This window comes from Treponema brennaborense DSM 12168, assembly GCF_000212415.1.
GTDB lineage: Bacteria > Spirochaetota > Spirochaetia > Treponematales > Treponemataceae > Treponema_F > Treponema_F brennaborense.
The window spans coordinates 138,697-164,075 of the sequence record NC_015500.1 but is presented as its reverse complement, the minus strand read 5'-3'; the positions used below and the strand labels follow the sequence as shown (position 1 = coordinate 164,075).

Here is a 25,379-nt window from a genome sequence, read left to right as displayed (position 1 = left end):
TCAATTGTTCAATTGCTCGGTTGCCCGATTATTAAAAATAATTAAACGTTTCAATAAAAACATTTAATTTTACATATAGTCATATCCATGCTACAGTAAAAACGACAGAAAAAGCAACATCGTTGCAATGAAAATCCGGGAGCATTCTCATGAAAAAAACAGACGAAAAATATGCCGCATACGTGCAGATACTGAAAGAAGAACTGGTTTCGGCGATGGGCTGCACCGAACCGATCGCCGTCGCCTACGCGGCGGCCGAAGCGCGCCGGGTACTCGGAACGCTGCCCGACCGCGTTACCGTCGGCGTCAGCGGAAGCATCCTCAAAAACGTCAAGTCGGTCATCGTACCGCACACCGGCGGGCTGAAAGGCATCGCGGCGGCAGCGGCGGCGGGAATCGTCGCCGGAAATCCTGAAAAACAGCTTGAAGTTCTTGCCGAAGTCACGGACGCCCAAATCGCCCGCATCAAATCATTTATGACGGAAACACCCGTTACCGTCGAACACGTGGATAACGGCATTACGTTCGACATTATCGTCGAACTGCACGCGGACGGCGGAACGGAGAGCGGGGAAACGGCGCTCGTCCGAATCGCGAACTATCACACGAACATCGTCCGGATAGAAAAAAACGGCCGGATCCTCGAACAGCGCGAAGTAACGGCGGAAACCGAATCTCTGACGAACCGGGAACTGCTCAACATGGCCGATATTTGGGATTTCAGCACGACCGTCGACGTGGGCGACGTGCGCGACGTACTCGAACGGCAGATGCAGTATAATCTGGCTATTGCCGAAGAAGGACTTCGCGGCGATTACGGAGCGAACATCGGTAAAGTACTTATGACGAGCGCGGGCGGTACTGTCGCCGGTAAAGCGAAAGCGATGGCCGCCGCCGGATCGGACGCCCGAATGAACGGCTGCGAACTGCCGGTGGTCATCAATTCCGGCAGCGGCAATCAGGGCATTACGGTGTCGGTACCGCTGATCGTGTACGCCGAAGCATTGAACACCGGCAGGGAAAAACTGCTGCGCGCGCTCACGCTCTCGAATCTGACCGCCATTCACGTCAAAACGCCTATCGGCAGATTGTCGGCGTACTGCGGCGCAGTCAACGCCGGCGCGGGCGCGGGCGCGGGCATTGCGTATCTGTCCGGCGGCGGCTATGAGGAAGTGATACACACCGTCGTCAACGCGCTCGCAATCGTATCGGGCATCGTGTGCGACGGCGCAAAAGCTTCGTGTGCGGCGAAAATCGCCTCTTCCATAGAAGCGGGAATTCTCGGCTACGATATGTACGCGCACGGACAGCAGTTTTACGGCGGTGACGGAATCGTTACCAAAGGGGTGGAAGCGACGCTCAAAAATATCGGACGGCTGGGTAAAGAAGGTATGAGAGAAACCAACGAACAGATTATAAAAATGATGATAGAATCGTAGCGGAACCCTGTTTCCTGCACGTTCGGCGTATCCGGTCTGGCGCGATTACTGCGCTCGGTCTCGGGGCGACCGGCGTGTACGGAACGGCGGATGATTCGCTGCGCGGAATTTTTAAGGAGGCTAAATATGAAAAACATCGTGAAGAGTCTGCCGTTCAAGCTGCTGCTGGGGGTCGTACTCGGTATTCTGGCAGGGCTTGTCGCCACCGAAAGTGTCATGCACGTCGTCGTAACGATCAAGTACGTTCTGAATCAGGTTATCGTATTCTGCGTACCGCTGATCATCATCGGGTTTATCGCCCCGTCGATCACGAAGCTGGGCAGCAACGCGTCCAAAATGCTCGGTATAGCGGTACTGATTGCGTACGTTTCATCGCTCGGCGCCGCGCTTTTTTCCATGACGGCGGGATTCATACTGATACCGCATCTTTCCATTTCTTCCGACGTTACCGGGCTGAAAGATCTGCCCGGCATCCTGTTCCGCCTCGACATTCCGCAGATCATTCCGGTCATGAGCGCGCTCGTATTTTCGCTGCTGCTCGGTTTGGCCGCTACCTGGACGAAGGCCAAACTCATCACCGGCATTTTGGACGAATTTCAGGAAATCGTACTGGTTATCGTAACTAAAGTCGTCATTCCGCTGCTGCCGGTGTTCATTGCGTTTACGTTCTGCGCGCTTTCATACGAAGGTACTATCACCAAACAGCTGCCGGTGTTTCTGCAAGTCGTCCTCATCGTTATGGTCGGCCACTATATTTGGCTCGCCTTGCTGTACGGAGCGGCGGGAATTTATTCGCGGAAAAATCCGCTCGCCGTTATCAAGAATTACGGGCCGGCGTACATTACGGCGGTCGGCACGATGTCTTCCGCCGCAACGCTCGCCGTCGCGTTGCGTTGTGCAAAAAAATCGCAGCCCACGCTGCGCGGTGATATGGTCGACTTCGGCATTCCGCTGTTCGCCAACATCCATTTGTGCGGTTCCGTTCTGACCGAAGTATTTTTCGTGATGACGGTTTCAAAGATACTGTACGGTGCCGTCCCCTCCGTCGGAACGATGGTACTGTTCTGCGTTCTGCTGGGCATTTTCGCCATCGGCGCGCCGGGCGTACCCGGCGGTACCGTTATGGCGTCGCTCGGTCTCATCATCAGCGTTCTGGGATTTGATGAAAGCGGAACGGCGCTCATGCTGACCATATTCGCGCTGCAGGATAGCTTCGGCACCGCCTGCAACGTTACCGGAGACGGCGCGCTCACGCTGATACTGACGGGATTCGCCGAAAAGCACGGCATCAAAAAACAGGAAAGCGGAACCGCCGTACTGTAGGAACATACGGTAAAACCGTACGGTAACAGACCGCCGCGCAGTGGGCCGCCGCGCGGCAATCCGTGCGCGGCGGCGATCTGCCGGATCGCCGGTCGGACGTTTAACAGAACAGATCGGTAACGAAACCGGCAGCGGCGGCGAACACGACGGAAAAACCGATGTACGCAAAAAAATGGCCCGAACCGAGAACCGTTTTGAGCGCACCCAGATTGGTTATTTTCGTCGCCGGACCGCTGATCATGAACGCGGCGGCAGCGCCCATGCTCATCCCGTCTGCAAGCCAGCCGGCCATCAGCGCGACGGTACCGCCGCCGCACACGTACAACGGAACGCCGAGCGCCGCGGCCGTGAGCAGTCCGAACGCTTCGTGTTTTCCGAACAGGCGCCCCACGACTTCCGCGGGAACGTACCGCTGATACGCAGCCGCAGCCGCGATACCCGCCAGAAACCACGGTCCGGTCGCCCTTACGTTCCGCCACAGATTTTTAAGATACCGCAGCGCCGCGTTCGGATCCGTATCGCGACTCGTCGCGGCAGAAAAACCGGTAAACTTAAAAAACGGCTTGCCGCGCACGCGGCAATACAGACGGACGGCGAATCCCGCCGCCACTCCGCAAAGCAGACACGACGCGAATCTGACCGCAACCGCCGTTTTTCCCAACGCCGCCGTATACAGCAAAAGCTGGGGATTGAGCAGTACCGAAGCGGTCATGAACGCGGCGAGGATACCGTCGCCCGCTCCGGCGACCGAAAACGACGCCGCGAGCGGAACCGTTCCGTACATGCACAGCGGAGAAGCGATGCCCAGCAGGCTCGCCGGTACGAGTCCCCTGAAAGAAACGGTTCGCGGTTCAGCGTTTTTTTTCCCGCCGAACCGCGGTGCGGCGTTTTGCAATTCAGCGGTTCGCAATTCAGCGTTTTGCGGTTCAGAGGTTCGCGCCGAAGCCAAAAACAGCGAAGCGATGCGGTCTTTCAAAAACACCGACACGGCGGAACCGAGCAGCAATCCGAGCACCCAATACGGAACGATCAGCTGCACTTGCAGGCACACGTAATACCACAGATAAACGCATTCCCGCCTGACGATTTCCCACATACGGCGCCGTCCTACTCAAGCCGAACGAGCCGGTACGTGCAGCTGCCCAAACCGACAGCGGCGGCGTGTTCCAGCGTGTGAATACCGTTGCGGCTTTCGATGCGCTGCCGGAGCGAACCTCCGTCAGCCGCCGCGTACACGAAATCGACGCACGCCTGATCGAGGGCAACCGGATCCAGCGACGCAAGAATACCGATATCGTGCATATCGGGTTCGGCGGGATTCGCATCACAGTCGCAGTCGACGGAAAGACGGTTCATGACGTTGATATACAATATCCGCTCACCCTGATAATCGGCGAACCCTTTGGTCGCTTCCGCCATCGCCTCAAGGAATTCGTCCTGCTTTCCGCCCCAGGGATTGGTTTTACTTTTGCCTCCGGAGTGAACCCACGCCTTGCCCATCGACGACTGCATTCCGATGGCGATATTTTTTATCGCGCCGCCGAACCCGCCCATCGCGTGTCCTTTGAAATGGGAAAGGATAACATAAAAATCGTACCGATCGAAATGGGAACCGACGAACGCTTCTTTTATCCTGATACCGCCGGTTACCGGAATGGAAGTTGAACCGTCTTCATCCAAAATATCGCACGGCGCGACGGCCGTAAAACCGTGATCGGCGAGCACCTGTTTATGCAGCGCGGTGCTCGCACGCCGTCCGCCGTACGCAGTGTTGCATTCGACGATCGTGCCGTTCAAATCCCGGATGAATTTTCCGATCAGCGCCGGCTGCAAAAAATTCTTACCGCCGGGCTCGCCCGTGGAAATTTTTACCGCAACTTTGCCGTCCGGCGTTGAAGCGGCGGCTTTGCGACCGAGCGCTTCGTACACCCGCTGCAAACTCGCGGGACTGATTTCGGCAGTCATATACACGACGGGACCGGCTGCCCGCTCGTGCTCAAGCGCCACCGGCACGTTCCGTACATTTTGGGCGGCAGCGCTGCCGGCGCATACGCTCAGCAGCAGGACAAGCGCCGCACTTTTAAGTACGAACGCCTTTTTTTTCGACAATTTCATAGAGCCTCCGAGAAAACGGGCACAGCCCGACAGTCAATGTATGATAAAAATACCGAAAACTGCAATCAAGAACGACGCGCAGCGCAACTTTATTCGCAAAAAGGAATCAGCCGCGTACCGGCTGTTCCCGTTTTTACACATTCAGGTAATTTTACAACCTGGAGTTAACTCTAAGTCAAGAAAAATATTTTCAAAAAAAAAGGAATGTGCTTGACTTGGAGTTAACTCCAACACGTATCTTTACGTCATACCCTGCAACCGGTTACGGCAGCAATCGGAAATTATAAGGATAAAGAGACACATATGTATTTGGAACACATCGATTCTCCGGCAGACGTAAAAAAACTGCACGGAAGCGAATTGGAAAGTCTGTGTGCGGAACTGAGATCCGCACTGATCGAAGAACTGAGCGTACGCGGCGGACACGTCGGCCCGAATTTGGGCATGGTTGAAGCGACGACCGCGCTGCACTACGTGTTCGACTCGCCGAAAGACAAAATCGTTTACGACGTTTCGCACCAAAGTTACGCCCACAAAATGCTTACCGGCCGGAAAGCCGCGTTTACGGACTCCGCGAAGTACGGCAGCGTAACGGGCTTTTCAAATCCGAAAGAAAGCGAGCACGACTTTTTTACGATCGGGCACACGTCGACGTCGGTGAGTCTCGCTTCGGGCCTTGCAAAAGCACGAGACCTGAAAAACGAACGGTACAACGTGATCGCCGTCATCGGCGACGGTTCGCTCAGCGGCGGAGAAGCGTTCGAGGGGCTCGATTACGCCGCCGAAAACGGAACGAACCTGATCGTCGTCGTCAACGACAACGAAATGTCCATTGCGGAAAACCACGGCGGACTGTACGCCAACCTGCGGCTGTTACGCGACACGAACGGCGCGGCTGCATGTAATTTTTTCAAGGCGATGGGCTTCGAGTATATCTACGTGCGGGACGGCAACGACGTTCACGCACTCATCGGCGCGTTCCGGGCCGTTAAAGACTGCACCCGCCCCGTCGTCGTCCATATTCACACCGTCAAGGGAAAAGGGTTCGCTCCGGCGGAAGCAGACAAGGAAACGTGGCATTACGGCGCGCCGTTCGACAAAAACACCGGTATGCCGAAACGCATTGCGCAGGCGAACGGTTCCGCGGTACGGGAAAAAGATTACGCCGCGCTGACGGCGGAGTATCTGCTGGCAGAAATGAAAAAAGATCCGACCGTCGCCGCCATTACGTCGGGAACGCCGACCGTCATCGGTTTTACTGAAGAAAAACGACGCGCAGCGGGCAAGCAATTCATAGACGTCGGTATAGCCGAAGAACACGCCGTCGCGCTCGCAGCCGGCATCGCCAAAAACGGCGGAAAAGCGGTGTACGGCGTATACGGAACGTTCATCCAGCGCGCCTACGACCAGCTGTCTCAGGATTTGTGCATAGACCGCAACCCGGCCACCGTTCTGGTATTTTGGGCTTCCGTTTGGGGAATGAACGACGTTACGCATTTAGGCTTGTTCGACATCGCGCTGATGGGCAGCATTCCGAACCTGATCTACTTGGCACCGGTTTCCGAAGAAGAATATTTCGCCATGCTCCGCTGGTCGATGCGGCAGACCGAACACCCCGTCGCCATTCGCGTTCCCGCCGGACCCGTCGTTTCCACCGGAATCGAAGATACGACCGACTATTCCGTACTGAACGCGTATCAGGTAACCCGCGCGGGTGAAACCGTCGCGATTCTGGCGCTCGGCAGCATGTACGGCACCGGCGAAAAAACGGCGGAACTGCTGGCGCAGCGCGGAATACACGCCACGCTGATCAACCCCAAATTCATCACCGGACTGGACACGACGCTGCTTGAATCGCTGAAAAAAGAGCACTCCGTAACGGTTACGATTGAAGACGGCGTAAAAGAAGGCGGCTTCGGTGAAAAAATCGCGTCGTTTTACGGCGCATCCGGCATGAAAGTGCTGAATTACGGTGTGGCCAAAAGTTTTCCGGACAGATACGACCCCGCCGAACTGCTGAAAGAAAACCGTATGATGCCGGCGCAGATTGCCGAAGACGTGCTGAACGTATTACAATAACCGTGCGCGGGCGCGGCGGATTAACGACTACAGCACGGCCGTCAATTGCAGCAGCGGGCGACGCGGTAGAGGAACGAATCGCGGTCACGGCGGGCGACGCAGCCGTCAATCGCTCCGCCGCGTTTAATATTACGCCGCCGCCCGAACTCATCATAAAGAATGTAAGATAAAAACCGCCTACCATATCGTCGGTTTTTATCTTTTATAAGTTTGCGCTGCAAACTTTCTTATCAAGTGCAGTTTCTCACTTTGCTGCGGAGCTGCGTAAAAAGCCAAGGCGGAAATTGACAGTTCCTCCTTGACTTTTTATGGGAGGATCACATGACTATTGCAGAAGTTGCGCAGAAATACGGACTTTCAACCGACACGCTCCGCTATTACGAGCGCATAGGACTGCTTCCGCCGATCGGCCGAACCGCCGGCGGAATCCGCAGCTATTCCGAAATCGACTGCAACTGGGTAAGCTTTATCAAATGCATGAGACGCGCCGGTCTTCCGCTGGAAGTGCTCATCGACTACGTATCGCTTTTTCAGCAAGGCGAATCGACCAAAAAAGCACGCAAAGCACTGCTTGTCGAACAGCAGGCGGCGCTGCAAGAGCGTATTGCCGAAATGCAGCAAACGCTCGAATATCTTTCGTACAAAATAGACCATTACGACGATATCGTTTATCCGATAGAAAGTTCGTTGGAATAAAAAAAGAGCCGGCCTCACGCCGGCTGTTATCGACCTGCGGAATGCGCACTGCATGTAACCGCTCTGGTCAACCGATATATTCCTGCACAAAGCAGGTGTAGTACTTTTAACAATACGCGGCTGCCCGCAAAGCGAAGTTTCCGGACCGCACCGCTGTTTCAGGCGGATTATCCATAAGACCTCCTTGCCGTACGTTTTTACGGTCACTCTGCCGACCGTTTTCACACAACCCCTTACACTTATAAGATACCACATATCCGCCGAAATGCAAGCTTTTTTTTGGACTTTTTCGTTATTTTTTTATCAGCGTCGTTTTCAGTCTGATGGACTGATACGAGCCGCTGCTTTTGTGCTGAATGCGCGCTATGAGCAGCTGCGCGGCGAGCGTTCCCATTTCCTTCGCCGGCTGTGCTACGAAGTACCGGCAGTGCTGCATCAGTGAAGAATAGAACACGTTGTCGAAACTCGCACAGACGATTTTTTCCTGAACGGCGGCGGGCATTTCAACCAGATACTGCACCGCGCCCAGCGCGACCATCAGGTTTACGAAAAAAAACGCCTGCGGATGATCCGGTTTTGAAAGCAGTTCTTTCATTCCCGAATAGCCGCTTTCCACGTCCATACCGGACAGCGCCACGCATTCCGGCTCGAACGCCACGCCCGCGGCGGCGAGCGCCTGTTTATATCCCTCGAAGCGTTCGCGGCTGGTCATCTGGTTCACGTCTCCGCCGACAAATCCTATCCGGTCGAATCCGTCGCCTATCAGCGCGGTAACCGCTTCCTTCGTCCCTTCGTCGTTCCGCACGAGCACGCTGTCTCCGGCAACTTCGGCATATTCGCGGTCGATCATGACGATCGGAATGTTGCATTCTTTTAAATGGGAAAAATGGGTCCCGTCGTTTCCGGCGGGAATGACGATGAGTCCGTCCACGAATTTGTCGGTCAGATACTTGAGCTGTTCCACTTCGCCTGCGACGGAATTCGCCGACGAACACAATATCGCCGTGTAACCTTCCTTGCGCAGCACGGCTTCCATATATCCGAACAGCGACATGAAAAATATGTTGGATACTTCCGGCACGATGATGCCGACGAACCGCGTTTCACCCACTTTGAGAGACCGCGCTGCCGGATGCAGGCGGTATCCCAGTTTTTCAATGGAAGTGATTACTTTTTCGCGGGTGACGCCGGCTACCCGGCTGTCGTGGTTCAAAACTCTTGAAACGGTAGCCGTTGAAACTCCGGCATCTGAAGCGACATCCTTGATTGTAAACACTTCCGAAACGCAGCTCCTTTAGAACGATCCGTTACGATTTTTTAGCATGTTTGCGCATATCGAAAAATACGGCGATAATGATAATCGCGCCTTTCATGAGCAGCTGGTAATACGAATCGATACTCAAATACGTCATACCGTAATTTATGATACCGAGCGTCAATACGCCGATTATCATGCCGCCCATCGTACCGACGCCTCCCGCCTGCGACACACCGCCGACGGTAACCGCCGCAATCGCGTCGAGTTCCATACCGTTTCCGGTCAGCGAGTTCGCGAGTCCCAGCCGCGAAGACTGAAGCACGCCGGCGACGCCGTACAGCAGACCGGCAAAGCAGTACACGAACACCAGATTGTGTTCTACGTTGATACCGGCCACGCGCGCCGCCAGCGGATTACCGCCGATCGCATACAGATTCGTACCGATCTTCGTATGCCGCAGCAGCACGAACACGATCAGCGCCGCTATGGCGACGAAAATGACCAGATTCGGTATCGGGCCTACGAAACCCTGTGCAATATGCTTGTAATCGTCGCGCAAACTGCCGACGACTTTAGCTTGAGTATAAATCAGTTGCGCGCCTCTTGCAAGAGACAGCGTACCGAGCGTCGCGATGAACGGCGGTAATTTTGCATACGCGACCAGCACGCCGTTGAACGCACCGAACAGACCGCCCACGGCGATTCCCGCCACGATCGGTACGATAACCGGAAACGCGACGCCCGGATACATGGCGGCCGAATAGTCCACGTTCTGCGCGAACGAAGCCGCAACGCTCGTAGTCAGACACACGACGTATCCGATCGACAAGTCGATTCCGCGGCTGATAATGATCATTCCGACGCCCAACGCGGCGAACGCCCGCACCGATTCGGCGATCACCAGATTCTGAAGAGAAGCGAGCTGCAGCGAACCGCCGCGCGTCAAAATTCCCAGTACGACGAACAGCACCACGAACGTGATATAGTTCGTATATTTGTTCAGGATTTCTTTCGGCGAAAGTTTTAACGTATTCTTGATTTCGGACATACAATTCTCCTATTAAAATGACCGCTAAAATTGGGTGGCGAGACGCATTACGGCTTCCTGCGACGCGTCCTTTTTATCCAGCACACCGGTCAGCCGCCCGTTGCACAGCACCATAACGCGGTGCGCCATGCCCAGCAATTCCGGCATTTCCGACGACACCATGATGATCGACTTTCCCTGTTTTACCAGGTCCGCCATGATCGTGTAGATTTCATACTTCGCACCCACGTCGATACCGCGCGTCGGTTCGTCCATGATCAGGATATCCGGATCGGTCATGAGCCAGCGGCTCACGATCACTTTCTGCTGGTTTCCGCCGGAAAGATTCTGTATTTTGGAATTCATGGACGGCGTTTTCGTATGCAGCAGCTTATTCAGTTCCATCGTTTTCGCCGCCACGTCTTTGTGCCTGATAAAGCCGAATCGCGACAGATATTTGTCTACCGCGGCAACCGCCGTGTTTACGGTGATCGAAAGCAGCGGGAAAATTCCGGTTCCGCGGCGGTCCTCCGTAATCAGTCCAATTTTATTGCGGATGGCGTCTTTCGGCGATTTAATCGCGACGTGCCGCCCGTTGACCGAAACGGTACCGCATTTTATCTGCCGCAGACCGAAAATCGATTCCACCAGTTCGGAACGCTGCGCACCGACCAAGCCTCCTATGCCGAGAATCTCGGAACGGTGCAAATCGAACGTAATATCCTGAAACGAATTGGGTTCGGCTGAACACAGATGTTCGACGTGCAGGCAAACGTCTCCGGGCCGAGCTTCGACCGGCGGAAAACGCTGCGTCGTTACGCGTCCGATCATCAGATTGATCAATTTATCTTCATTCAGTTCCGCGGCGCTCCACGAACCGATCATGTTGCCGTCGCGCATAACTGAAATTTCATCCGCAATTTGAAATATTTCGTTCATTCGGTGCGAAATATAAATGATCGCCACCCCTTGAGAACGCAGATCGTTTATGATTCTGAAAAGATGTTCCACCTCCCGTTCGGAAAGCGACGAAGTCGGTTCGTCCATGACTACTACGGACGCGCCCGCCGACACGGCTTTTACGATTTCACAGGACTGCTGTTCCGAAATCGACAGCGTTCCCATTTTACACAGCGGGTCTATGCCGAGGCCGAGCCGTTCCATAAGTTCCGCCGTTTTTCCGAACATCTCGCCGTGATCGATGAGCGGCGTACCGCGGCGCATCGGTTCCCGCCCCAGCCAGATGTTCTGGCAGACCGTCCGATGCGGAACGTTCGACAATTCCTGATGAATCATCGAAATTCCCGAATCGAGGGCGTCCTTCGCACTGTGAAATTTGACTTCCTTATCATGCAAAATTACGGAGCCGGAATCGGGATGATAGATGCCGAACAGACATTTCATCAGCGTCGATTTTCCGGCACCGTTTTCACCCATCAGCGCGTGCACCGTTCCCGGCCGGATATTGAGACTGACATCGTTCAGCGCGAGCACTCCAGGGAACTGCTTCGTAATGTGTTCCATCCGGAGAATATATTCTTCACTCATATTGCTTCCTGTAGTTGAATCGGTGCGTCCGGAACGCACACGCAAATAAGTATGTCTGCAACGCAAACTGCACAGGAAAAGGGGCGCGCCGGCACCGCTGAAAGCACGAACTTTCACACCGCCCCGCGGGCGCCCCCGTTTCCGCCGATTATTTACTTGGTAACCGGAACGAACGGAACCAGATAACACTGATCCAGAATCGACCAGTCGGTAACCGGATCTTCACCCGTTACGAGCGTAGCGGCGCTCAGTCCGTTGGCAATGGAACCGATCGCGGTACCCTTCGTGGCCACCGTGTACACCAGCTCGAACGCCGTCGTGGACTGACCGACGGAATCCTGAAGAACCGTCGCGTACATTTTGTTTTCCTGCATTGACCGTTTGCCCGTTTCCGTCGCGTCGATACCGATGACCGGCACCTTCAACACCGTTCCGTCACCGTTCGTATCTTTGGTGATATTGTTGGGGTCGTCGGTGTATTTGTTCGTCAGCATGGATTCGACGGCGCCCAGCGCCATATCGTCGTTCTGGGCAAGCACCAGATTGAACTGACCGCGATACGCGGCGATCCAGGCGTCCATTTTCTGCTGCGCTTCGGCGGCGCCCCAGTTGGCCGTATCTTTAGCCACGATGTTCACGTTGTAGCCGAGTTTTGCCAGTCCTTCAAGCGCGCCTTTTTCACGGTTTACCTGAGCCGGGTGGCCGAGCTGTCCTTCAAGCAGTATCAGGTTAATCGTCTTATTCGGGCCGAGTTGATCGGGATATTTTTTGAAATAGCTGTCGGCTATCTGCGCCTGAATGTCGCCCGCGACGGTTTCGGGAGAAGAAGCAAGGAAGAAGTTCTTTCCGACTTTCAGTGCGGCAACGGACGGCTGTATATTGGAAAACGCCGCCGCTCCGCCGCGTGCCTGGATAGCTTTGCACATCTGTTCAGTTGCGCTCGTATCCTGCGGAATGATAACGAAATACTTCACTCCCTGCGTCAGCAGCGTGTTCAGCTGGTCCAGCTGCGTCGCAACGTCGCCGTTGCCGTCCAGCAGGCGCAAATCCACGTTGTTCGCACTCGCCAGTTTTTTCAGATTATCCGCATAGTCGCGGACGAACGTTTCGTTCAGGTTTCTGATGAGCGCGCCCATAACGATTTTTCCGCTACCGCTGTCACTTTTGCCTCCGGCAAAGACCATGCCTGCCGTAGCAAGCAGCACGAACAGTACTAGTGCCATTTTCTTCATAGTAGTTTCCTTCCTTTATGCGTATTTTCAGGAAAACCGGTACGGTCTTCCGCAAAAACAGAAATGACGAAAGGATCGGTCTTGCAGGTCCGTCCGCACGGAAAAATGCCGCCGGATAACGGAAATCCGTCCGAACGGCGGACGCACGCCGGTACTCGGTGCAAGCGTCCGCACGCCGGCGTTTACCCCTGCTGCCGGAATTCGGCGGAAACGGGAACGACGCCTTTTTTCAGAATGACGTTGCCGTATTTGACCGTTTCGCCGGTCACTACGACGGCGAACGCCGTTTTCGCCCGCTCGTAAAAAGCGAAACGTTCGATACGTTCCACGGGCGGCGTTCCGGGCCAGCGGCGGTCGATAACGTCTCTGTAAGCCGATTCCACCGACATATCCAATTCGTCTCCGGCGACCGGAGCCATCATCGCGACGGGCGAAGAAACGTATGCATCAAGATTCATAAGCCGAAGAATACCGTCGAGCAGCCGCGGAATTCCGATTCCGTCCGCTCGGATCACACGCGCACTGCACGTGTCGCCGGGAAAAAACGCGTCGGCAAGCACGATTTCATCACCGTGACCCATACGGTGTAAAACGGCGAGCAAATCGGGACTGATAACGGGTGAAACGCCTATAAGCATGATACGTACTCCAAAAAAGTATTTACAAAATGTAAACGATTACATTCAAACTTGGTTATATGGTCGCACTGAATTTTTCATCTGTCAAGTTTTTTTTTGCGTTTTATCCGTTTTTTTTCCGCCGAAATCGCATTTCAGGCCGAATCGGACGATCCGGCAACGGCAGTTTGCAGCAGTTTATAGTACATCACCGGCGGTGCAACATACCGTTGCCGACATGCCGGCGGCAACACATCGCAGCGCGGCTCGACACATCGCAGCGCGACATGCCGGCGGCGAGTTCCGTGTTAAGACGAACCCGTGCCCGATCCTTCCTTGCGGAACGCGTTGGCGGATACGTCCTTGTATTTTCTGAACAGTTTGCTGAAATAGCTTATGTCGTTAAAGCCGCACTGCAGCGCGATTTCGGTTACGGACAGCTGCGTGGAAAGCAGCAGTTCGGCCGCACATTCGATGCGGTAATAATTCAAATAATCCACCGGAGTGCGCCCCGTTACCTGCCGGAACACGCGGCAAAAATATTGGGGCACCATGGACGCCTCTTCGGCAAGCTGTTCGAGCGTAAGCACCGAAGCGTAATCCGTCCGTATCCGGCGCAGCGCGTTCTTCATCTGCATCGCGCGGCGGCTGTTGCGCCGCTCCTCTTCCGTCGGAAGCGAACACAGACCTTCGCGCAGCACGATCCCGATAAGCTGCCACAATAAACCGGTCGTCGTGAACTCGTATCCTATCTGCCTTTTTTTAACCGCGTCGAACAGCGCCTTGACCGTACCTCCGGCGATCGACTCCGGCGGAAACAATCCGTTGATATGCATTCCGGTACCGATCAGTTCCGCGTACGGACGGCGGCAAACCGTTCCGTCGCTGACGAACCGTTCCATATCGAACACCAGACACTCGTACACGCAATTACGCGGAATTCCGCCGTGAACGACGCCTTCGGGAATAAACGCCGATTCTCCGGCGCGCAGCGTAAGCGGCTTGCCGTCGAGCGACAGTTCAAACAGTCCCTGCAGCACCAGAATCAGCTCGCATTCCATATGCCAATGAAACGGCATTTCGTAGCGGGGATGAAATCGATTCACGTAATACAATTCGATCGGAAAATCGAACGTACCGCGCGTTTCCTTTTCATGGCAGACCAGATATTTCATAAACGCCCCCAAAAGTGAATATCGTCATACTTTTACTCATTATAAGCGGAGCACCGGAAAAAAAGCAATGTTATTATCAAAGCAGACCGCAAAATCAGGGCGCAGCATCAGCACGCAGCGGATCCGGACTTTTACATGGAGGCTTTCCCGATGAACATTTCAGAAATCAAAGACCAAATATGCGACGTCTGCCATAAAATGTGGCAGCTCGGCTGGGTAGCCGCGAACGACGGCAACGTTTCGGCAAAACTTGACGACGGTACGTACCTTGCGACGCCCACCGGTATGAGCAAAAGTTTCATTACGCCGGAAAAGCTCATCCGCATCGACGGCAGCGGAAAAGTGCTTGAAGCGAAAGAGGGGCTGCGCCCTTCGAGCGAAATTAAAATGCACCTGCGCTGCTACCAAAAACGTTCGGACGTGGGCAGCGTCGTCCACGCGCATCCGCCGGCAGCCACCGGGTTCGCCGTGGCACACCGGGCCATGGACATGTACAACATGATTGAAGACGTAGCCGTATTGGGTGCCGTACCGCTGACACCGTACGGCACGCCGTCGACGACCGAAGTTCCCGACGCGATTGAACCGTATCTCGACGAGCACGACGTCATGCTGCTTGAAAATCACGGCGCGCTCGCAGTCGGTTCGGACGTTATCACCGCTTTTTACCGGATGGAAAGCCTCGAATTGTGGGCGAAAATCACCATAAACGCAATCATCCTCGGCGGCAGCTGCGATATCAGCCGTGAAAACATCAAAAAACTGATCGACCTGCGCGGTTATTACGGCGTTACGGGAAGACATCCCGGATACAAAAAATTCGCTCCGCGGAACGACGAACCGACGGACAAATAGCGAAAGGTGCGATAAAAGCTGCCGGAAATGCCGCCGGCTTTTATTTACGCGTTTACACGATGCACGTTTACACTGAAGTTTTCATTTTGGATTTTTACGGGAGGACACGATGAGCAGCGTACTTGCATTCGACTTCGGTGCGTCCGGCGGGCGCGCCGTAAAAGCAACTTATCGAAGCGGAACACTCGAATATGAAGAAATTCACCGGTTTGAAAAAAAGCCCGTGGAAGAAAACGGAACACTCTGCTGGGACTTCGGCGCGCTGCTTGCCGAAGTCCGCACCGGCATACAAAAAGCGGGACGCGTCGACAGCATCGGGTTCGACACTTGGGGCGTCGACTTCGGTTTGCTCGGAAAAGACGGCGCGCTGCTGGCTCGCCCCGTACATTACCGCGACAAGCGGACGGCGGGACTTCCGGCAAAAACGGAATCCGTCATGCCCGGTAAAACGCTGTACGCCGCGACCGGCAACCAGATTATGAACATCAACACGCTGTTCCAGCTCGTCGCGCTTAAAGAACAGGATCCCGCGCTGTTCGCCCGGGCGGACAGACTGCTGTTCATGCCGGATCTGTTCGCCTACTCCTTGTGCGGAAACGCCGTCTGCGAACGGTCGATCGCGTCTACGAGCCAGATGTTCAATCCGGCGACACGCGAATGGAGCGCGGAAGTGCTTTCCGCGTTTGGAATTCCTGAAACGCTGTTCGCTCCGCTTGCGGAAAGCGGAACGGTCGCGGGCACGTACGACGGCATGAAAATCATTTCCGTCGCCGGACACGACACGCAGTGTGCCGTCGCCGCGATTCCGGCGGTAAAAGCGGAAAAGGTCGCGTTCCTTTCGTGCGGAACCTGGAGTCTCATCGGAACGGAACTCGACGCGCCCGTGCTGACGGAAACGAGCATGGAGCGGGAACTGTCCAACGAATGCGGCGCGAACGGAAAAATCAACTATCTGAAAAACATTATAGGCTTATGGCTCATACAGGAAAGCCGGCGCGAATGGAAGCGGCAAGGTACGACGTATTCGTTCGCGGATTTGGAAGCGCTCGCACGGGAAGCGCCGGGTGCGCGCTGCTGCATAGACCCCGACGACCCGTCGTTCGCACCGCCGGGCGACGTTCCCGAACGGATCCGGGAATTCTGCCGCAAGACGGGACAGTACGTTCCGCGCAGTCCGGGAGAAATCATGCGCTGCGTATACGAAAGTCTGGCGTTTAAATACCGGTCGGCGCTCGAACAGCTTTCCGAAACGACCGGAAAACGGTTCGAGCGGCTGCACGTGCTCGGCGGCGGCTGCCGCGACCGCTTTTTATGTCAGACTACGGCGGATTTCTGCGGTATACCCGTCGTAGCGGGTCCGGTGGAAGCGACCGCGCTCGGAAACATACTTATTCAGCTTACGGCGCTGGGCGACATTCCGGATATCGCCGCCGGACGCGCGCTGCTGCGAAAAACGGAAAAACTCAAGCGGTACGAACCGGCAAAAACGGAGTCAGACGGCAAAGTGTTTGAAAAATTCCGGAAAATCATAGACTGCGGCCGCTAATCGGTCGCAGCCGCAGTCGCTGACGGAAGCCGCACGGTAAGGGGAAAAGTGTCCGGTGGCACACGCGCGGAACGACCGCTAATCGGTCGTGGCCGCAGCGTACCGCAGTCGAGGCAGAAATGAAATAAACGCACTGAAGCGGCCGGTTTCCACGAAGCCGCCGCTGCAGATATTCGCTGCAAGTATTTAATCAGGAGGAAATCGATCATGCTGTATCCTAAAATCGGTATACGCCCGGTAATAGACGGGCGCTGGGGCGGAGTTCGCGAAAGTCTTGAAAAACAGACGATGGGAATGGCGGAACGCGCCGCGAAACTCATCAGCGAAACCTTGAAATATCCGGACGGAACACCCGTTCGGTGCGTCGTCGCAGACACGACCATCGGCGGCGGAGCGGAAGCGGCCGCCGTTGCGGATCAGTTTTCAGCACAAAACGTCGTCGCGACTCTGTCGGTAACGCCGTGCTGGTGTTACGGAACGGAAACGTTCGACATGGATCCGACTACCATTAAAGCGGTGTGGGGTTTCAACGGAACCGAACGCCCCGGAGCCGTATATCTTGCGGCGGTCATGGCGGCGCACGCACAGCGCGGACTTCCGGCGTTTTCCATTTACGGACACGACGTGCAGGACGCAGCCGACACGTCGATTCCCGAAGACGTCGCGCATAAAATCCTCAGTTTCGCCCGATGCGCCGTCGCCGTCGGCTGGATGAAAAACAAATCGTACGTCAACCTCGGCGGCGTGGCGATGGGTATAGCGGGAAGTTACTGCGACGCTTCGGTAATGCAAAAATATTTCGGAATCCGCGCCGAATGGGTAGACATGACCGAAATCCTGCGGCGCATCACGCTCGGCATTTACGATCAGGATGAATTTGAAAAAGCGCGCGAATGGGTAAAAAAGAACTGCAAGGAAGGTTTCGACTGCAACGCCGGTAAAAAACTGCCGGAAATCATTACCAAATCGAAAACGGTTCCGCCCGAAGAAGATTGGACGTTCATCACCAAAATGACGATGGTCATGCGCGACATTCTCTACGGAAACCCCAAACTGGCCGAACTCGGCTGGCATGAAGAAGCGCTGGGCAAAAACGCCGTGGCCGGAGGCTTCCAGGGGCAGCGCAACTGGACGGACTGGCTGCCGAACGCCGACTTCACCGAAGCGATCATGGCCTCCACGTTCGACTGGAACGGAACCAAACCGCCGACTCCGTTTGCAACCGAAAACGACACCTGCAACGGCATTTCAATGCTGCTCGGAACGCTCGTTTCCGGTACCGCGCCGTGCTTTCACGACGTACGCACGTATTGGAGCGCCGAAGCCTGCGAACGGGTAACCGGACGCAAACCTTCGGGCGTTGCGAAAGACGGATTTATTCACCTGATCAACTCCGGCGCAACCGCACTCGACGGAAGCGGCGCGTGCAAGAACGCGAAAGGTGAAAACTGCATGAAACCGTTCTGGCAGATGACCGAAGCCGACGTAAAAGCGTGCCTTTCGGCAACCGACTGGTGCCGCGCGAACTACGAATATTTCCGCGGAGGCGGATTTTCAAGCCATTTCCGGTGTGCGGCCGAAATGCCCGTTACGATGCTGCGTTTCAATATCGTTGAAGGAATCGGACCCGTTCTGCAGATTGCGGAAGGCCGAACCGCACATCTGCCGGACGACATTCATTCCGTCATCGACAAACGTACCGACCGGACCTGGCCGACGACCTGGTTCTGCCCGCGCCTTACCGGACACGGCGCGTTTACGGACGTGTACAGCGTAATGGCCAATTGGGGAGCGAATCACGGCGTTACCGTATACGGACACGTCGGCGCGGATCTTATCACGCTGGCGTCCATGCTCAGAATTCCGGTTACCATGCACAACGTCGAAGAAAGCGCCGTGTACCGCCCGCACAGCTGGGCCGGTTTCGGAACTGAAGACAAACAGGCAGCCGACTATTCGGCCTGCAAATTTTACGGGCCGTTGTACGGCTAGGAGGCATTTCACATGGCACAAAGATTCGTATTGAACGAAACATCGTATCACGGTTCCGGTGCTATCACCGCGATAGTTCCGGAAGTCAAAAGAAGAGGGTTCAAAAAAGCGTTCGTCTGTTCCGATCCCGATTTGGTCAAATTCAACGTTACTTCAAAAGTAACGGATTTGCTCGGCGCGGAGGGAATGAAATACGAACTGTACTCGAACATCAAGCCGAATCCCACGATTGAAAACGTACAGACCGGAGTCGCCGCGTTTACCAAAAGCGGCGCCGATTACCTGATCGCCATCGGCGGCGGTTCGTCCATGGACACGGCGAAAGCGATCGGCATTATCGCGGCTAATCCCGAATTTGCCGACGTCCGCTCGCTCGAAGGCGTGGCCGACACCAAAAACAAAAGCGTTCCGATCATAGCCGTACCGACGACGGCGGGAACCGCGGCGGAAGTTACGATAAATTACGTTATCACTGACACGGAGAAAAAACGGAAATTCGTCTGCGTCGATCCGCACGATATTCCGATTCTTGCCGTCATAGATCCCGATATGATGTCGAGTATGCCCAAAGGGCTGACCGCCGCTACCGGAATGGACGCGCTCACGCACGCAATCGAAGGTTTTATAACCAAAGGCGCGTGGGAATTGAGCGATATGTTCCATATAAAGGCGATCGAAATAATCTCCCGTTCGCTGCGGAACGCCGTCGCCGGCACGCCGGAAGGCCGTACCGATATGGCGCTCGGCCAATACGTCGCCGGAATGGGGTTTTCAAACGTCGGGCTGGGCATCGTGCATTCGATGGCGCATTCGCTGGGTGCGTTTTACGACACGCCGCACGGTATTGCGAACGCGATTCTGCTTCCGACTATAATGGAATACAACGCGCCGACGACGGGAACCAAATACCGCGACATCGCGCGCGTTATGGGCGTTACCGGTACGGAAAAAATGACCGAAGCCGAATACCGGAAAGCTGCGGTGGACGCAGTTAAAAAACTGGCGGCTGACGTCGGCATTCCGATGAATCTGAAAAACATCGCGAAAGCGGAGGACGTACCGCAGCTGGCGATGTCCGCGATTGCCGACGCATGTACGCCGGGTAATCCGCGCGATCCGACGGTTGCAGACATTTCGGCGCTGTATACGTCGCTGCTGTAAACGCAGGCGCGTAAGGTACGCCGGACGCGCAAAGCGTGCGCATAAAGCGCAGCGCGCAAGACCCGTAAGGCTCTGAGCACATGGTGCAGGCGGCCCGTTCCGGAGGCACAGCTTCCGTAACGGGTCGCTTTTTTATGCAGCACGTAATTTACAATACTCCTGAAAGAAAACAATGCTTGCCCGATCACCGGTTATACCATATAATTATAGCCGGTGTAAGAATATGAAAGAACACTATCAGAAACGACATTCGTATGTTACGGCAGGAATCACTCTGCTTTTCATTCTTCTCGCGTACGTTTTATTTCTGATAAAATATCGGATCAGGACACGGATTCCTCTCGTGTTTGAAAACGACGTCGCCGGAAATTCGTTCCTGTTTTACGTAAATTTTTACGTACCGCTTTTAACGGCATCGCTCACCCTCGCCGGCGCATTCTTTAACGACCGGTGGTTTCCCCGCCTGCTTTTCTGTTCAGCAGGTATTTTTTCCGCAACACTCTCGGCGTATACCGTTCCCGATCTGTTTACCATAAAATTTGCAATATGTGCTTCGCACGTCGTCGCTTACACGGTGTTTCCTTTTCCGCAAAATATTGCATATCCGACGGCGACATTGTTTCTTTTTTCGGCGGCACTCTTCCATCCCGATCAACTCGGCAAAGGAAACATCAGTCTGAAACAATTCAACCCGACCGTACCTGAAGCGCTTTTCTTTTACGTGCTCGTACTCCTCTTTTGGGGCGGCGCATTGTATTCCAAACGACTTTCAAAATATTGCGACACATTCCGTGAAACGGTTGCGCATTTGCACCTTACCGAAACGCAACTTGCCGCAGTCAACCAGCATCTGCAGGAAAATGCAAAAACCCGCGGAGAACAGGCAAGCAAACGGGAACGTTCGCGTATCACCCGAGATATGCACGACAGCTGCGGCTATGTATTTACGAACATTATCGCACTTTCCGATGCGGCGATGAGCACTGCCAATATGGACGATCAATACGCCCATCGGATGTTTCAGCTGATCCGCACGCAGGCGGCCGACGGACTCAAACATACGCGCGAAATCCTGCATCTCATTCGCAACATACAGGATCCCGTCGCAACTGGTATACAGGATATTTATCAGCTGAAAACCATATTTGAAGAAGTAACCGGTATTTCAATCGACATAGAAACGGGAAACATGGAACATGAATACGGACGCGCTGTCAATTCCACGCTGCGGAAAATCATACGAGAAGCGTTCACCAATTCCCTGCGGCACGGACATGCGACTCACATTCTGATCCATTTTCAGGAATTTGAAGGAAACCTGACGATAACGGTGAGCGACAACGGAATCGGAGCAAAACAGATCGTAAAAGGCATCGGTTTTGCCGGAATGGAAGAGCGGCTGCGCGAAATCGGCGGTACTCTTTCATTTTTTTCGCCGGAAGACGGCGGTTTCAGACTGATCATTTCAATTCCGCTTACCGGTGCGGAATCGGAATTCGGCGGAGCGGGAGACACTCATGACGACTGAACGACAGGAAACATCAAAAATTCTGCTGGCAGACGACCAGATAATTTTTATCGAAAGTCTGAGTACGTATCTGACCAACTACGCGGACGACATAGAAATAGTCGGAACTGCGCATAACGGAATAGAAGCCGTCGCACTCGCCCGACAGTTTCTTCCGCATATTATCGTAATGGACGTTTCCATGCCGGAAATGGACGGAATAGAAGCCGTTCGGCAGATAAAAAACCTGCTGCCGGAAACTAAAATTATCATGCTTTCCACGTATCAGGAAGACGAATTGGTACGTTCGGCACTGCTTGCCGGAGCTTCAGGATATCTGCTAAAAGACATTTCACCCACGGAATTGATAACGGCAATTCGTGCTCTGAAAAGCGGTATAATGCAGATTTCCCCTGGTATAATAAAAAAACTGGTAAAAGAACGGTTCACCCCCGCAAGCCGCCCCGACCCGGACGACGCGCCGTGGCTCAAGGAACTGACTAACCGGGAACGGGAAATAGCGACGCTGCTGGTAACCGGATACAGCAACGAGCAAATTGCCGAAAAACTGCATTTGGCCATTCAAACGGTACGAAATCAGGTGAGCGCAATTTATTTTAAAACCGGGGTAAAGGATCGCTTTGAAATGATCCGGTTGGCCAACAGAAACGATCCTTGCACCATTTAACTTATTTGACGGAACCCAGAATACCGGACACAAAGCGTTTCTGCTGCGTAAAAAACAGGATCACGGTCGGCAGCGTGCATACGGTAACGGCAAGCATCAGCGCACCGTAATCGGTTGTGTATCCGGCAGTCATACCCGCAATGAGCAGCGGCATAGTCTGACTTCGCTGCGTCTGCATGATAATGAGCGGCCACAGATAACTGTTCCAATTGTTCATAAACGTCACGATTCCGGCGGCAACGAACGAAGGCATCATAACCGGCAGATAGATTTTCAGGTAAATACCGAATTCGCTTAATCCGTCCACCCGCGCTGCCTGCACCGTTTCTATCGGAAACGACATGGAATTCTGACGAAAGAAAAAGATAAGAAAAGCCGTGGAAACGGAAGGCAAAATAAAACCCATCGTTGTGTCGAGCATTTTAACCTGGCTGAACAATCTGAAAAGCGGCACCATAATGGAAGCAAACGGAACCATTATCGAAAGCAGCAGTATTTTCATCAGCATGTCCTTGTTTTTATCACGATACACCTGAAATCCGTAACCGGCCAATGAACAGACGAATAAACTGGCAGCCGTCCCCGCAACGGTATTCCGCAGTGAATTCCAAAAAGCACCACCAAGATTTACCGTCGCCGTCAACGTCTTCACGTTATCAATCAGCGCCGTCCCAAAAAAATTACTTCCCTTAATAACGTCGACACTGTAATTCGTTGCGGCAACCAGCATCCAGTAAAACGGAAACACGGAAGCCAAACACACTACCGTTAAAAACGCGTACATGACGACGCGCGAATGAATTCTACCTGTTCGCATCCGAATCTCCTATTTTCATCTGAATAAAAGACAGCACGGCCACCATTATCAGTATCGAATACGATACCGCCGCCGCGTAACTGAACTGCGGATTATACTTGAAAGAAAGATTGTATATGTAGTTTGAAATGGTGATCGTCGCGTTTCCCGGACCGCCGTTCGTAATGTTCTTGACTTCATCAAACAATTGCAGGGTTCCGTTCGTAGACATGATCGCCGTAAGCAAAATAACCGGTTTCAAAAGCGGTACGGTAAGCTTGAAAAATTGCTGCCGGTCGGACGCGCCGTCTATACGGGCCGCTTCGTAAAGGGACGCATCTATATTTTGAAATCCCGCTAAATAAAAAATGGTATTGTATCCCGTCCAACGCCACGTGATGGCGATAATGATGATCACCTTCGCCCACCGCGGATGTCCTAACCAATTTACCGCCGAATCGATAATACCGAATTTCATGAAATATGCGTTTACGATTCCGTCTACGGCAAAAAACGATTTAAAAATAAGTGCGGAAGAAACCAAAGCCGTCGCGCAGGGTAAAAAAACGATAGTCCTAAACACTCCTTTGAACTTCAAATCGGGTTTGTTCAAAATCGAGGCTAACACGAGCGCAAGCAGCAGCATCACGGGAACTTGAAAAATAAGATACACGAATACGTTTCCTACGGACGTAAGAAAAATTTCATCCTGAAATAATCGCAAATAATTTTTAAGACCGGTAAAACGTAAATTATTGCCAAGTCCCGACTGTAGAGACAGAACAAGCGCCTGCATCATCGGATAAAAACTGAACACGAAAATCAACAGACTCGCCGGTGCAATAAAAAACCAACCGCAGCGTTTATATTTTTCTTCAAGTTTCAATTGTCGCACAATGGTACCTCCCGCCGGACTCCCGGCTGATGAAAACGACTGCCGTCGGAAGAGCAAACGGCAGCCGAACGGAACCGGATGAAAAAACATGCGTTTTACCGGTTCCTTTTTTTTACATTCCCATCAGGAATTCAACCTGCTTCTGAGCATCGGCAAGCGCTTTTTCAATCGTTTTCTTACCGGAAACGATATCCGTTATCTGCTGACCGATAGCGTCGCGGGCTTCATAATTGAACACGCCGTATTTTACCAGCGGTACTTTACCGGCAAAACGGACGAGATCTTCATATATCTTCTGCCCGCCGAAAAATGCATTCGGTTCCGCATATACAGAAGATTCGGCCGCAGGCAGCCACGTCGCGATTGCACCCGACGCAGGAAGTATCGTCTCATACAGCTTTACGCTGCCGCCGAACGTCTTGCTCAAAAAATCCGCCGCAGTGTCGGCGTTTTTGGAAGCCGCCATAATCATCCAACTGGAACCGCCTTGATTACTGTAATTGACGGAACGGGAAATCGAAGCGAAGCGCGGCGTATTGACAACAGCCCATTTACCGGACTGCGATTTTTCCGCCGAAATGGAACCGATAATCCAGCAGCCGTTGATCGTTGCGGCAACGGAACCGTTGTTCAGCGTAGCAATATAGGCGTTCCAATCGGGAACCTGAATACAAATGCCTTCTTTGATCATTTCGGCATATAACCGAACGGCCTCGCGCAGTGCAGCGTTATCTTTTAAATACGGGTTTCCGGCATCGTCGAACAACCATATCCCGCAGCTTTGCAGCATGATCATTATAAAGTCCGGCTCGTTTGCCATCGTAGAAACCATCGGCTTGCCGGTTGCGGCTTTTACGGTTTTACCCAGTTCGATGAAGCGCTCCCAGGTAATATCGTTAAAATCGGAAACCCGTAATCCGGCTTGTTCGATAATATCCCTGCGCAGGAACGTTCCGGTCACACCGTTATCGAACGGTACGGCGTAACTTTTTCCGTCGATCGTACCGCTGCCCACTTTAAATTGGGCAAAACGGGATAAATCCACTTTACCGTTCAGCGGCAAAAACGCGTTCTTATAATTCATCACGTTTTTCTGAATGGCGTTGTCCTGACATAGAATGATATCGGGCAGCGTTTCCGTCTGTCCGGAAGACAGCGACGTTATCAGTTTTTGCTGCAAATCCGGCCAGGGAGTTTCCACGACCTGAACCGTTACGTTGGGATGATCGGTTTTATAGATTTTTGCGGCCTCGTTCATCGCAAAAATGTTGAACATAGGATCCCAGCACCACACAGTGAGCGTAACAGGCGCATTCGGATCTTTTACGGCAGCGTCCTTTCCGCCTCCTGCAAACACTACGGCAGCGCAGAGCGCGGCAGTACACACGGCGATTGCCAGTTTTTTCATCAGATTCCCCCTTGAAACTTGT

At 53.7% G+C, this 25,379-nt stretch carries 21 protein-coding genes; 10 read left to right on the top strand and 11 right to left on the bottom strand.

Translation table 11 applies throughout. The annotated features are described in order from the left end of the window. Positions 1–149 precede the first annotated feature (149 nt). Both TREBR_RS00680 and TREBR_RS00675 read left to right on the top strand, forming a co-directional pair. Positions 150–1,439, top strand: a complete 1,290-nt coding sequence (locus TREBR_RS00680) for an L-cysteine desulfidase family protein (protein ID WP_013757314.1) — start codon at positions 150–152, stop codon at positions 1,437–1,439. A gap of 126 nt (positions 1,440–1,565) precedes the next feature. After that, the gene (locus TREBR_RS00675; protein WP_013757313.1) at positions 1,566–2,762 is read left to right on the top strand and encodes a dicarboxylate/amino acid:cation symporter; all 1,197 of its coding nucleotides are present in this window, start codon (positions 1,566–1,568) and stop codon (positions 2,760–2,762) included. Positions 2,763–2,862: 100 nt separating this feature from the next. Here the strand turns inward: TREBR_RS00675 and TREBR_RS00670 are convergent, their stop codons facing one another. Together TREBR_RS00670 and TREBR_RS00665 are read right to left on the bottom strand one after the other, a co-directional pair. After that, complete coding sequence (locus tag TREBR_RS00670; protein WP_013757312.1) at positions 2,863–3,858, bottom strand: permease; 996 nt, start codon at positions 3,856–3,858, stop codon at positions 2,863–2,865. An 11-nt stretch (positions 3,859–3,869) separates the two neighbouring features. Beyond that, positions 3,870–4,877: a DUF362 domain-containing protein gene (locus TREBR_RS00665; protein ID WP_013757311.1), complete on the bottom strand. Its 1,008-nt coding sequence runs from the start codon at positions 4,875–4,877 to the stop codon at positions 3,870–3,872. Positions 4,878–5,180: 303 nt separating this feature from the next. Between TREBR_RS00665 and TREBR_RS00660 the strand changes: the two genes are divergently transcribed. Together TREBR_RS00660 and TREBR_RS00655 are read left to right on the top strand one after the other, a co-directional pair. After that, positions 5,181–6,956, top strand: a complete 1,776-nt coding sequence (locus TREBR_RS00660) for a 1-deoxy-D-xylulose-5-phosphate synthase (protein WP_013757310.1) — start codon at positions 5,181–5,183, stop codon at positions 6,954–6,956. A 321-nt stretch (positions 6,957–7,277) separates the two neighbouring features. Continuing rightward, complete coding sequence (locus TREBR_RS00655) at positions 7,278–7,652, top strand: MerR family transcriptional regulator (protein ID WP_013757309.1); 375 nt, start codon at positions 7,278–7,280, stop codon at positions 7,650–7,652. Positions 7,653–7,944: 292 nt separating this feature from the next. Here TREBR_RS00655 and TREBR_RS00650 read toward each other — a convergent pair whose 3' ends face one another. From TREBR_RS00650 to TREBR_RS00625, 6 genes are all read right to left on the bottom strand, one after another. Beyond that, positions 7,945–8,928 carry a LacI family DNA-binding transcriptional regulator gene (locus TREBR_RS00650; RefSeq protein WP_013757308.1) on the bottom strand — a complete coding sequence of 328 codons (984 nt, stop codon included), beginning with the start codon at positions 8,926–8,928 and terminating at the stop codon, positions 7,945–7,947. Positions 8,929–8,959: 31 nt separating this feature from the next. Then, complete coding sequence (locus tag TREBR_RS00645) at positions 8,960–9,958, bottom strand: ABC transporter permease (protein ID WP_013757307.1); 999 nt, start codon at positions 9,956–9,958, stop codon at positions 8,960–8,962. A 24-nt stretch (positions 9,959–9,982) separates the two neighbouring features. Next, positions 9,983–11,485 carry a sugar ABC transporter ATP-binding protein gene (locus TREBR_RS00640; RefSeq protein ID WP_013757306.1) on the bottom strand — a complete coding sequence of 501 codons (1,503 nt, stop codon included), beginning with the start codon at positions 11,483–11,485 and terminating at the stop codon, positions 9,983–9,985. A 152-nt stretch (positions 11,486–11,637) separates the two neighbouring features. After that, a complete protein-coding gene (locus TREBR_RS00635; RefSeq protein WP_013757305.1) occupies positions 11,638–12,717 on the bottom strand; it encodes a substrate-binding domain-containing protein in 1,080 nt (359 codons plus the stop codon). Between the two features lie 182 nt (positions 12,718–12,899). After that, the gene (gene fucU, locus TREBR_RS00630; protein WP_013757304.1) at positions 12,900–13,355 is read right to left on the bottom strand and encodes an L-fucose mutarotase; all 456 of its coding nucleotides are present in this window, start codon (positions 13,353–13,355) and stop codon (positions 12,900–12,902) included. A 287-nt stretch (positions 13,356–13,642) separates the two neighbouring features. Beyond that, complete coding sequence (locus tag TREBR_RS00625) at positions 13,643–14,509, bottom strand: helix-turn-helix transcriptional regulator (RefSeq protein ID WP_013757303.1); 867 nt, start codon at positions 14,507–14,509, stop codon at positions 13,643–13,645. 150 nt (positions 14,510–14,659) lie between these two features. Here TREBR_RS00625 and TREBR_RS00620 point away from each other — a divergent pair, with 150 nt between their 5' ends. The 6 genes from TREBR_RS00620 (at position 14,660) to TREBR_RS00595 (ending at position 22,258) form a co-directional block, all read left to right on the top strand. After that, positions 14,660–15,364 (top strand): class II aldolase/adducin family protein, encoded by a 705-nt coding sequence (locus TREBR_RS00620; protein WP_013757302.1) that lies wholly within the window; start codon positions 14,660–14,662, stop codon positions 15,362–15,364. 109 nt (positions 15,365–15,473) lie between these two features. Further along, entirely contained in the window at positions 15,474–16,910 is a 1,437-nt protein-coding gene (locus TREBR_RS00615) for a rhamnulokinase (RefSeq protein WP_013757301.1), read from the top strand. A 207-nt stretch (positions 16,911–17,117) separates the two neighbouring features. Then, a complete protein-coding gene (locus tag TREBR_RS00610) occupies positions 17,118–18,902 on the top strand; it encodes an L-fucose isomerase (RefSeq protein ID WP_013757300.1) in 1,785 nt (594 codons plus the stop codon). Between the two features lie 12 nt (positions 18,903–18,914). Further along, complete coding sequence (fucO, locus tag TREBR_RS00605) at positions 18,915–20,063, top strand: lactaldehyde reductase (protein ID WP_013757299.1); 1,149 nt, start codon at positions 18,915–18,917, stop codon at positions 20,061–20,063. Between the two features lie 223 nt (positions 20,064–20,286). After that, on the top strand, positions 20,287–21,591 hold the full coding sequence (locus TREBR_RS00600) for a sensor histidine kinase (RefSeq protein ID WP_013757298.1): 1,305 nt from the start codon (positions 20,287–20,289) through the stop codon (positions 21,589–21,591). After that, positions 21,581–22,258: a response regulator transcription factor gene (locus TREBR_RS00595; RefSeq protein WP_013757297.1), complete on the top strand. Its 678-nt coding sequence runs from the start codon at positions 21,581–21,583 to the stop codon at positions 22,256–22,258. The genes TREBR_RS00600 and TREBR_RS00595 overlap by 11 nt, the downstream gene beginning before the upstream one ends. A gap of 1 nt (position 22,259) precedes the next feature. On the opposite strand, the gene TREBR_RS00590 is transcribed toward TREBR_RS00595, so the two are convergent. The 3 genes from TREBR_RS00590 to TREBR_RS00580 all read right to left on the bottom strand — a co-directional run bounded on the left by TREBR_RS00590 (position 22,260) and on the right by TREBR_RS00580 (position 25,357). Further along, positions 22,260–23,075, bottom strand: coding sequence for a carbohydrate ABC transporter permease (locus tag TREBR_RS00590; protein ID WP_013757296.1), 816 nt, complete (start codon positions 23,073–23,075; stop codon positions 22,260–22,262). Next, the gene (locus TREBR_RS00585) at positions 23,062–23,949 is read right to left on the bottom strand and encodes a carbohydrate ABC transporter permease (protein ID WP_013757295.1); all 888 of its coding nucleotides are present in this window, start codon (positions 23,947–23,949) and stop codon (positions 23,062–23,064) included. The genes TREBR_RS00590 and TREBR_RS00585 overlap by 14 nt, the downstream gene beginning before the upstream one ends. Positions 23,950–24,061: 112 nt before the next feature. Further along, positions 24,062–25,357, bottom strand: a complete 1,296-nt coding sequence (locus TREBR_RS00580) for an ABC transporter substrate-binding protein (protein WP_013757294.1) — start codon at positions 25,355–25,357, stop codon at positions 24,062–24,064. Positions 25,358–25,379 lie beyond the last annotated feature (22 nt).

Coding starts and splice junctions, on each gene's coding strand:
- TREBR_RS00680 (WP_013757314.1), top strand. CDS start 150: ATGAAAAAAACAGACGAAAAATATGCCGCATACGTGCAGATACTGAAA.
- TREBR_RS00675 (WP_013757313.1), top strand. CDS start 1,566: ATGAAAAACATCGTGAAGAGTCTGCCGTTCAAGCTGCTGCTGGGGGTC.
- TREBR_RS00670 (WP_013757312.1), bottom strand. CDS start 3,858: ATGTGGGAAATCGTCAGGCGGGAATGCGTTTATCTGTGGTATTACGTG.
- TREBR_RS00665 (WP_013757311.1), bottom strand. CDS start 4,877: ATGAAATTGTCGAAAAAAAAGGCGTTCGTACTTAAAAGTGCGGCGCTT.
- TREBR_RS00660 (WP_013757310.1), top strand. CDS start 5,181: ATGTATTTGGAACACATCGATTCTCCGGCAGACGTAAAAAAACTGCAC.
- TREBR_RS00655 (WP_013757309.1), top strand. CDS start 7,278: ATGACTATTGCAGAAGTTGCGCAGAAATACGGACTTTCAACCGACACG.
- TREBR_RS00645 (WP_013757307.1), bottom strand. CDS start 9,958: ATGTCCGAAATCAAGAATACGTTAAAACTTTCGCCGAAAGAAATCCTG.
- TREBR_RS00640 (WP_013757306.1), bottom strand. CDS start 11,485: ATGAGTGAAGAATATATTCTCCGGATGGAACACATTACGAAGCAGTTC.
- TREBR_RS00635 (WP_013757305.1), bottom strand. CDS start 12,717: ATGAAGAAAATGGCACTAGTACTGTTCGTGCTGCTTGCTACGGCAGGC.
- fucU (WP_013757304.1), bottom strand. CDS start 13,355: ATGCTTATAGGCGTTTCACCCGTTATCAGTCCCGATTTGCTCGCCGTT.
- TREBR_RS00625 (WP_013757303.1), bottom strand. CDS start 14,509: ATGAAATATCTGGTCTGCCATGAAAAGGAAACGCGCGGTACGTTCGAT.
- TREBR_RS00620 (WP_013757302.1), top strand. CDS start 14,660: ATGAACATTTCAGAAATCAAAGACCAAATATGCGACGTCTGCCATAAA.
- TREBR_RS00615 (WP_013757301.1), top strand. CDS start 15,474: ATGAGCAGCGTACTTGCATTCGACTTCGGTGCGTCCGGCGGGCGCGCC.
- TREBR_RS00610 (WP_013757300.1), top strand. CDS start 17,118: ATGCTGTATCCTAAAATCGGTATACGCCCGGTAATAGACGGGCGCTGG.
- fucO (WP_013757299.1), top strand. CDS start 18,915: ATGGCACAAAGATTCGTATTGAACGAAACATCGTATCACGGTTCCGGT.
- TREBR_RS00600 (WP_013757298.1), top strand. CDS start 20,287: ATGAAAGAACACTATCAGAAACGACATTCGTATGTTACGGCAGGAATC.
- TREBR_RS00595 (WP_013757297.1), top strand. CDS start 21,581: ATGACGACTGAACGACAGGAAACATCAAAAATTCTGCTGGCAGACGAC.
- TREBR_RS00590 (WP_013757296.1), bottom strand. CDS start 23,075: ATGCGAACAGGTAGAATTCATTCGCGCGTCGTCATGTACGCGTTTTTA.
- TREBR_RS00580 (WP_013757294.1), bottom strand. CDS start 25,357: ATGAAAAAACTGGCAATCGCCGTGTGTACTGCCGCGCTCTGCGCTGCC.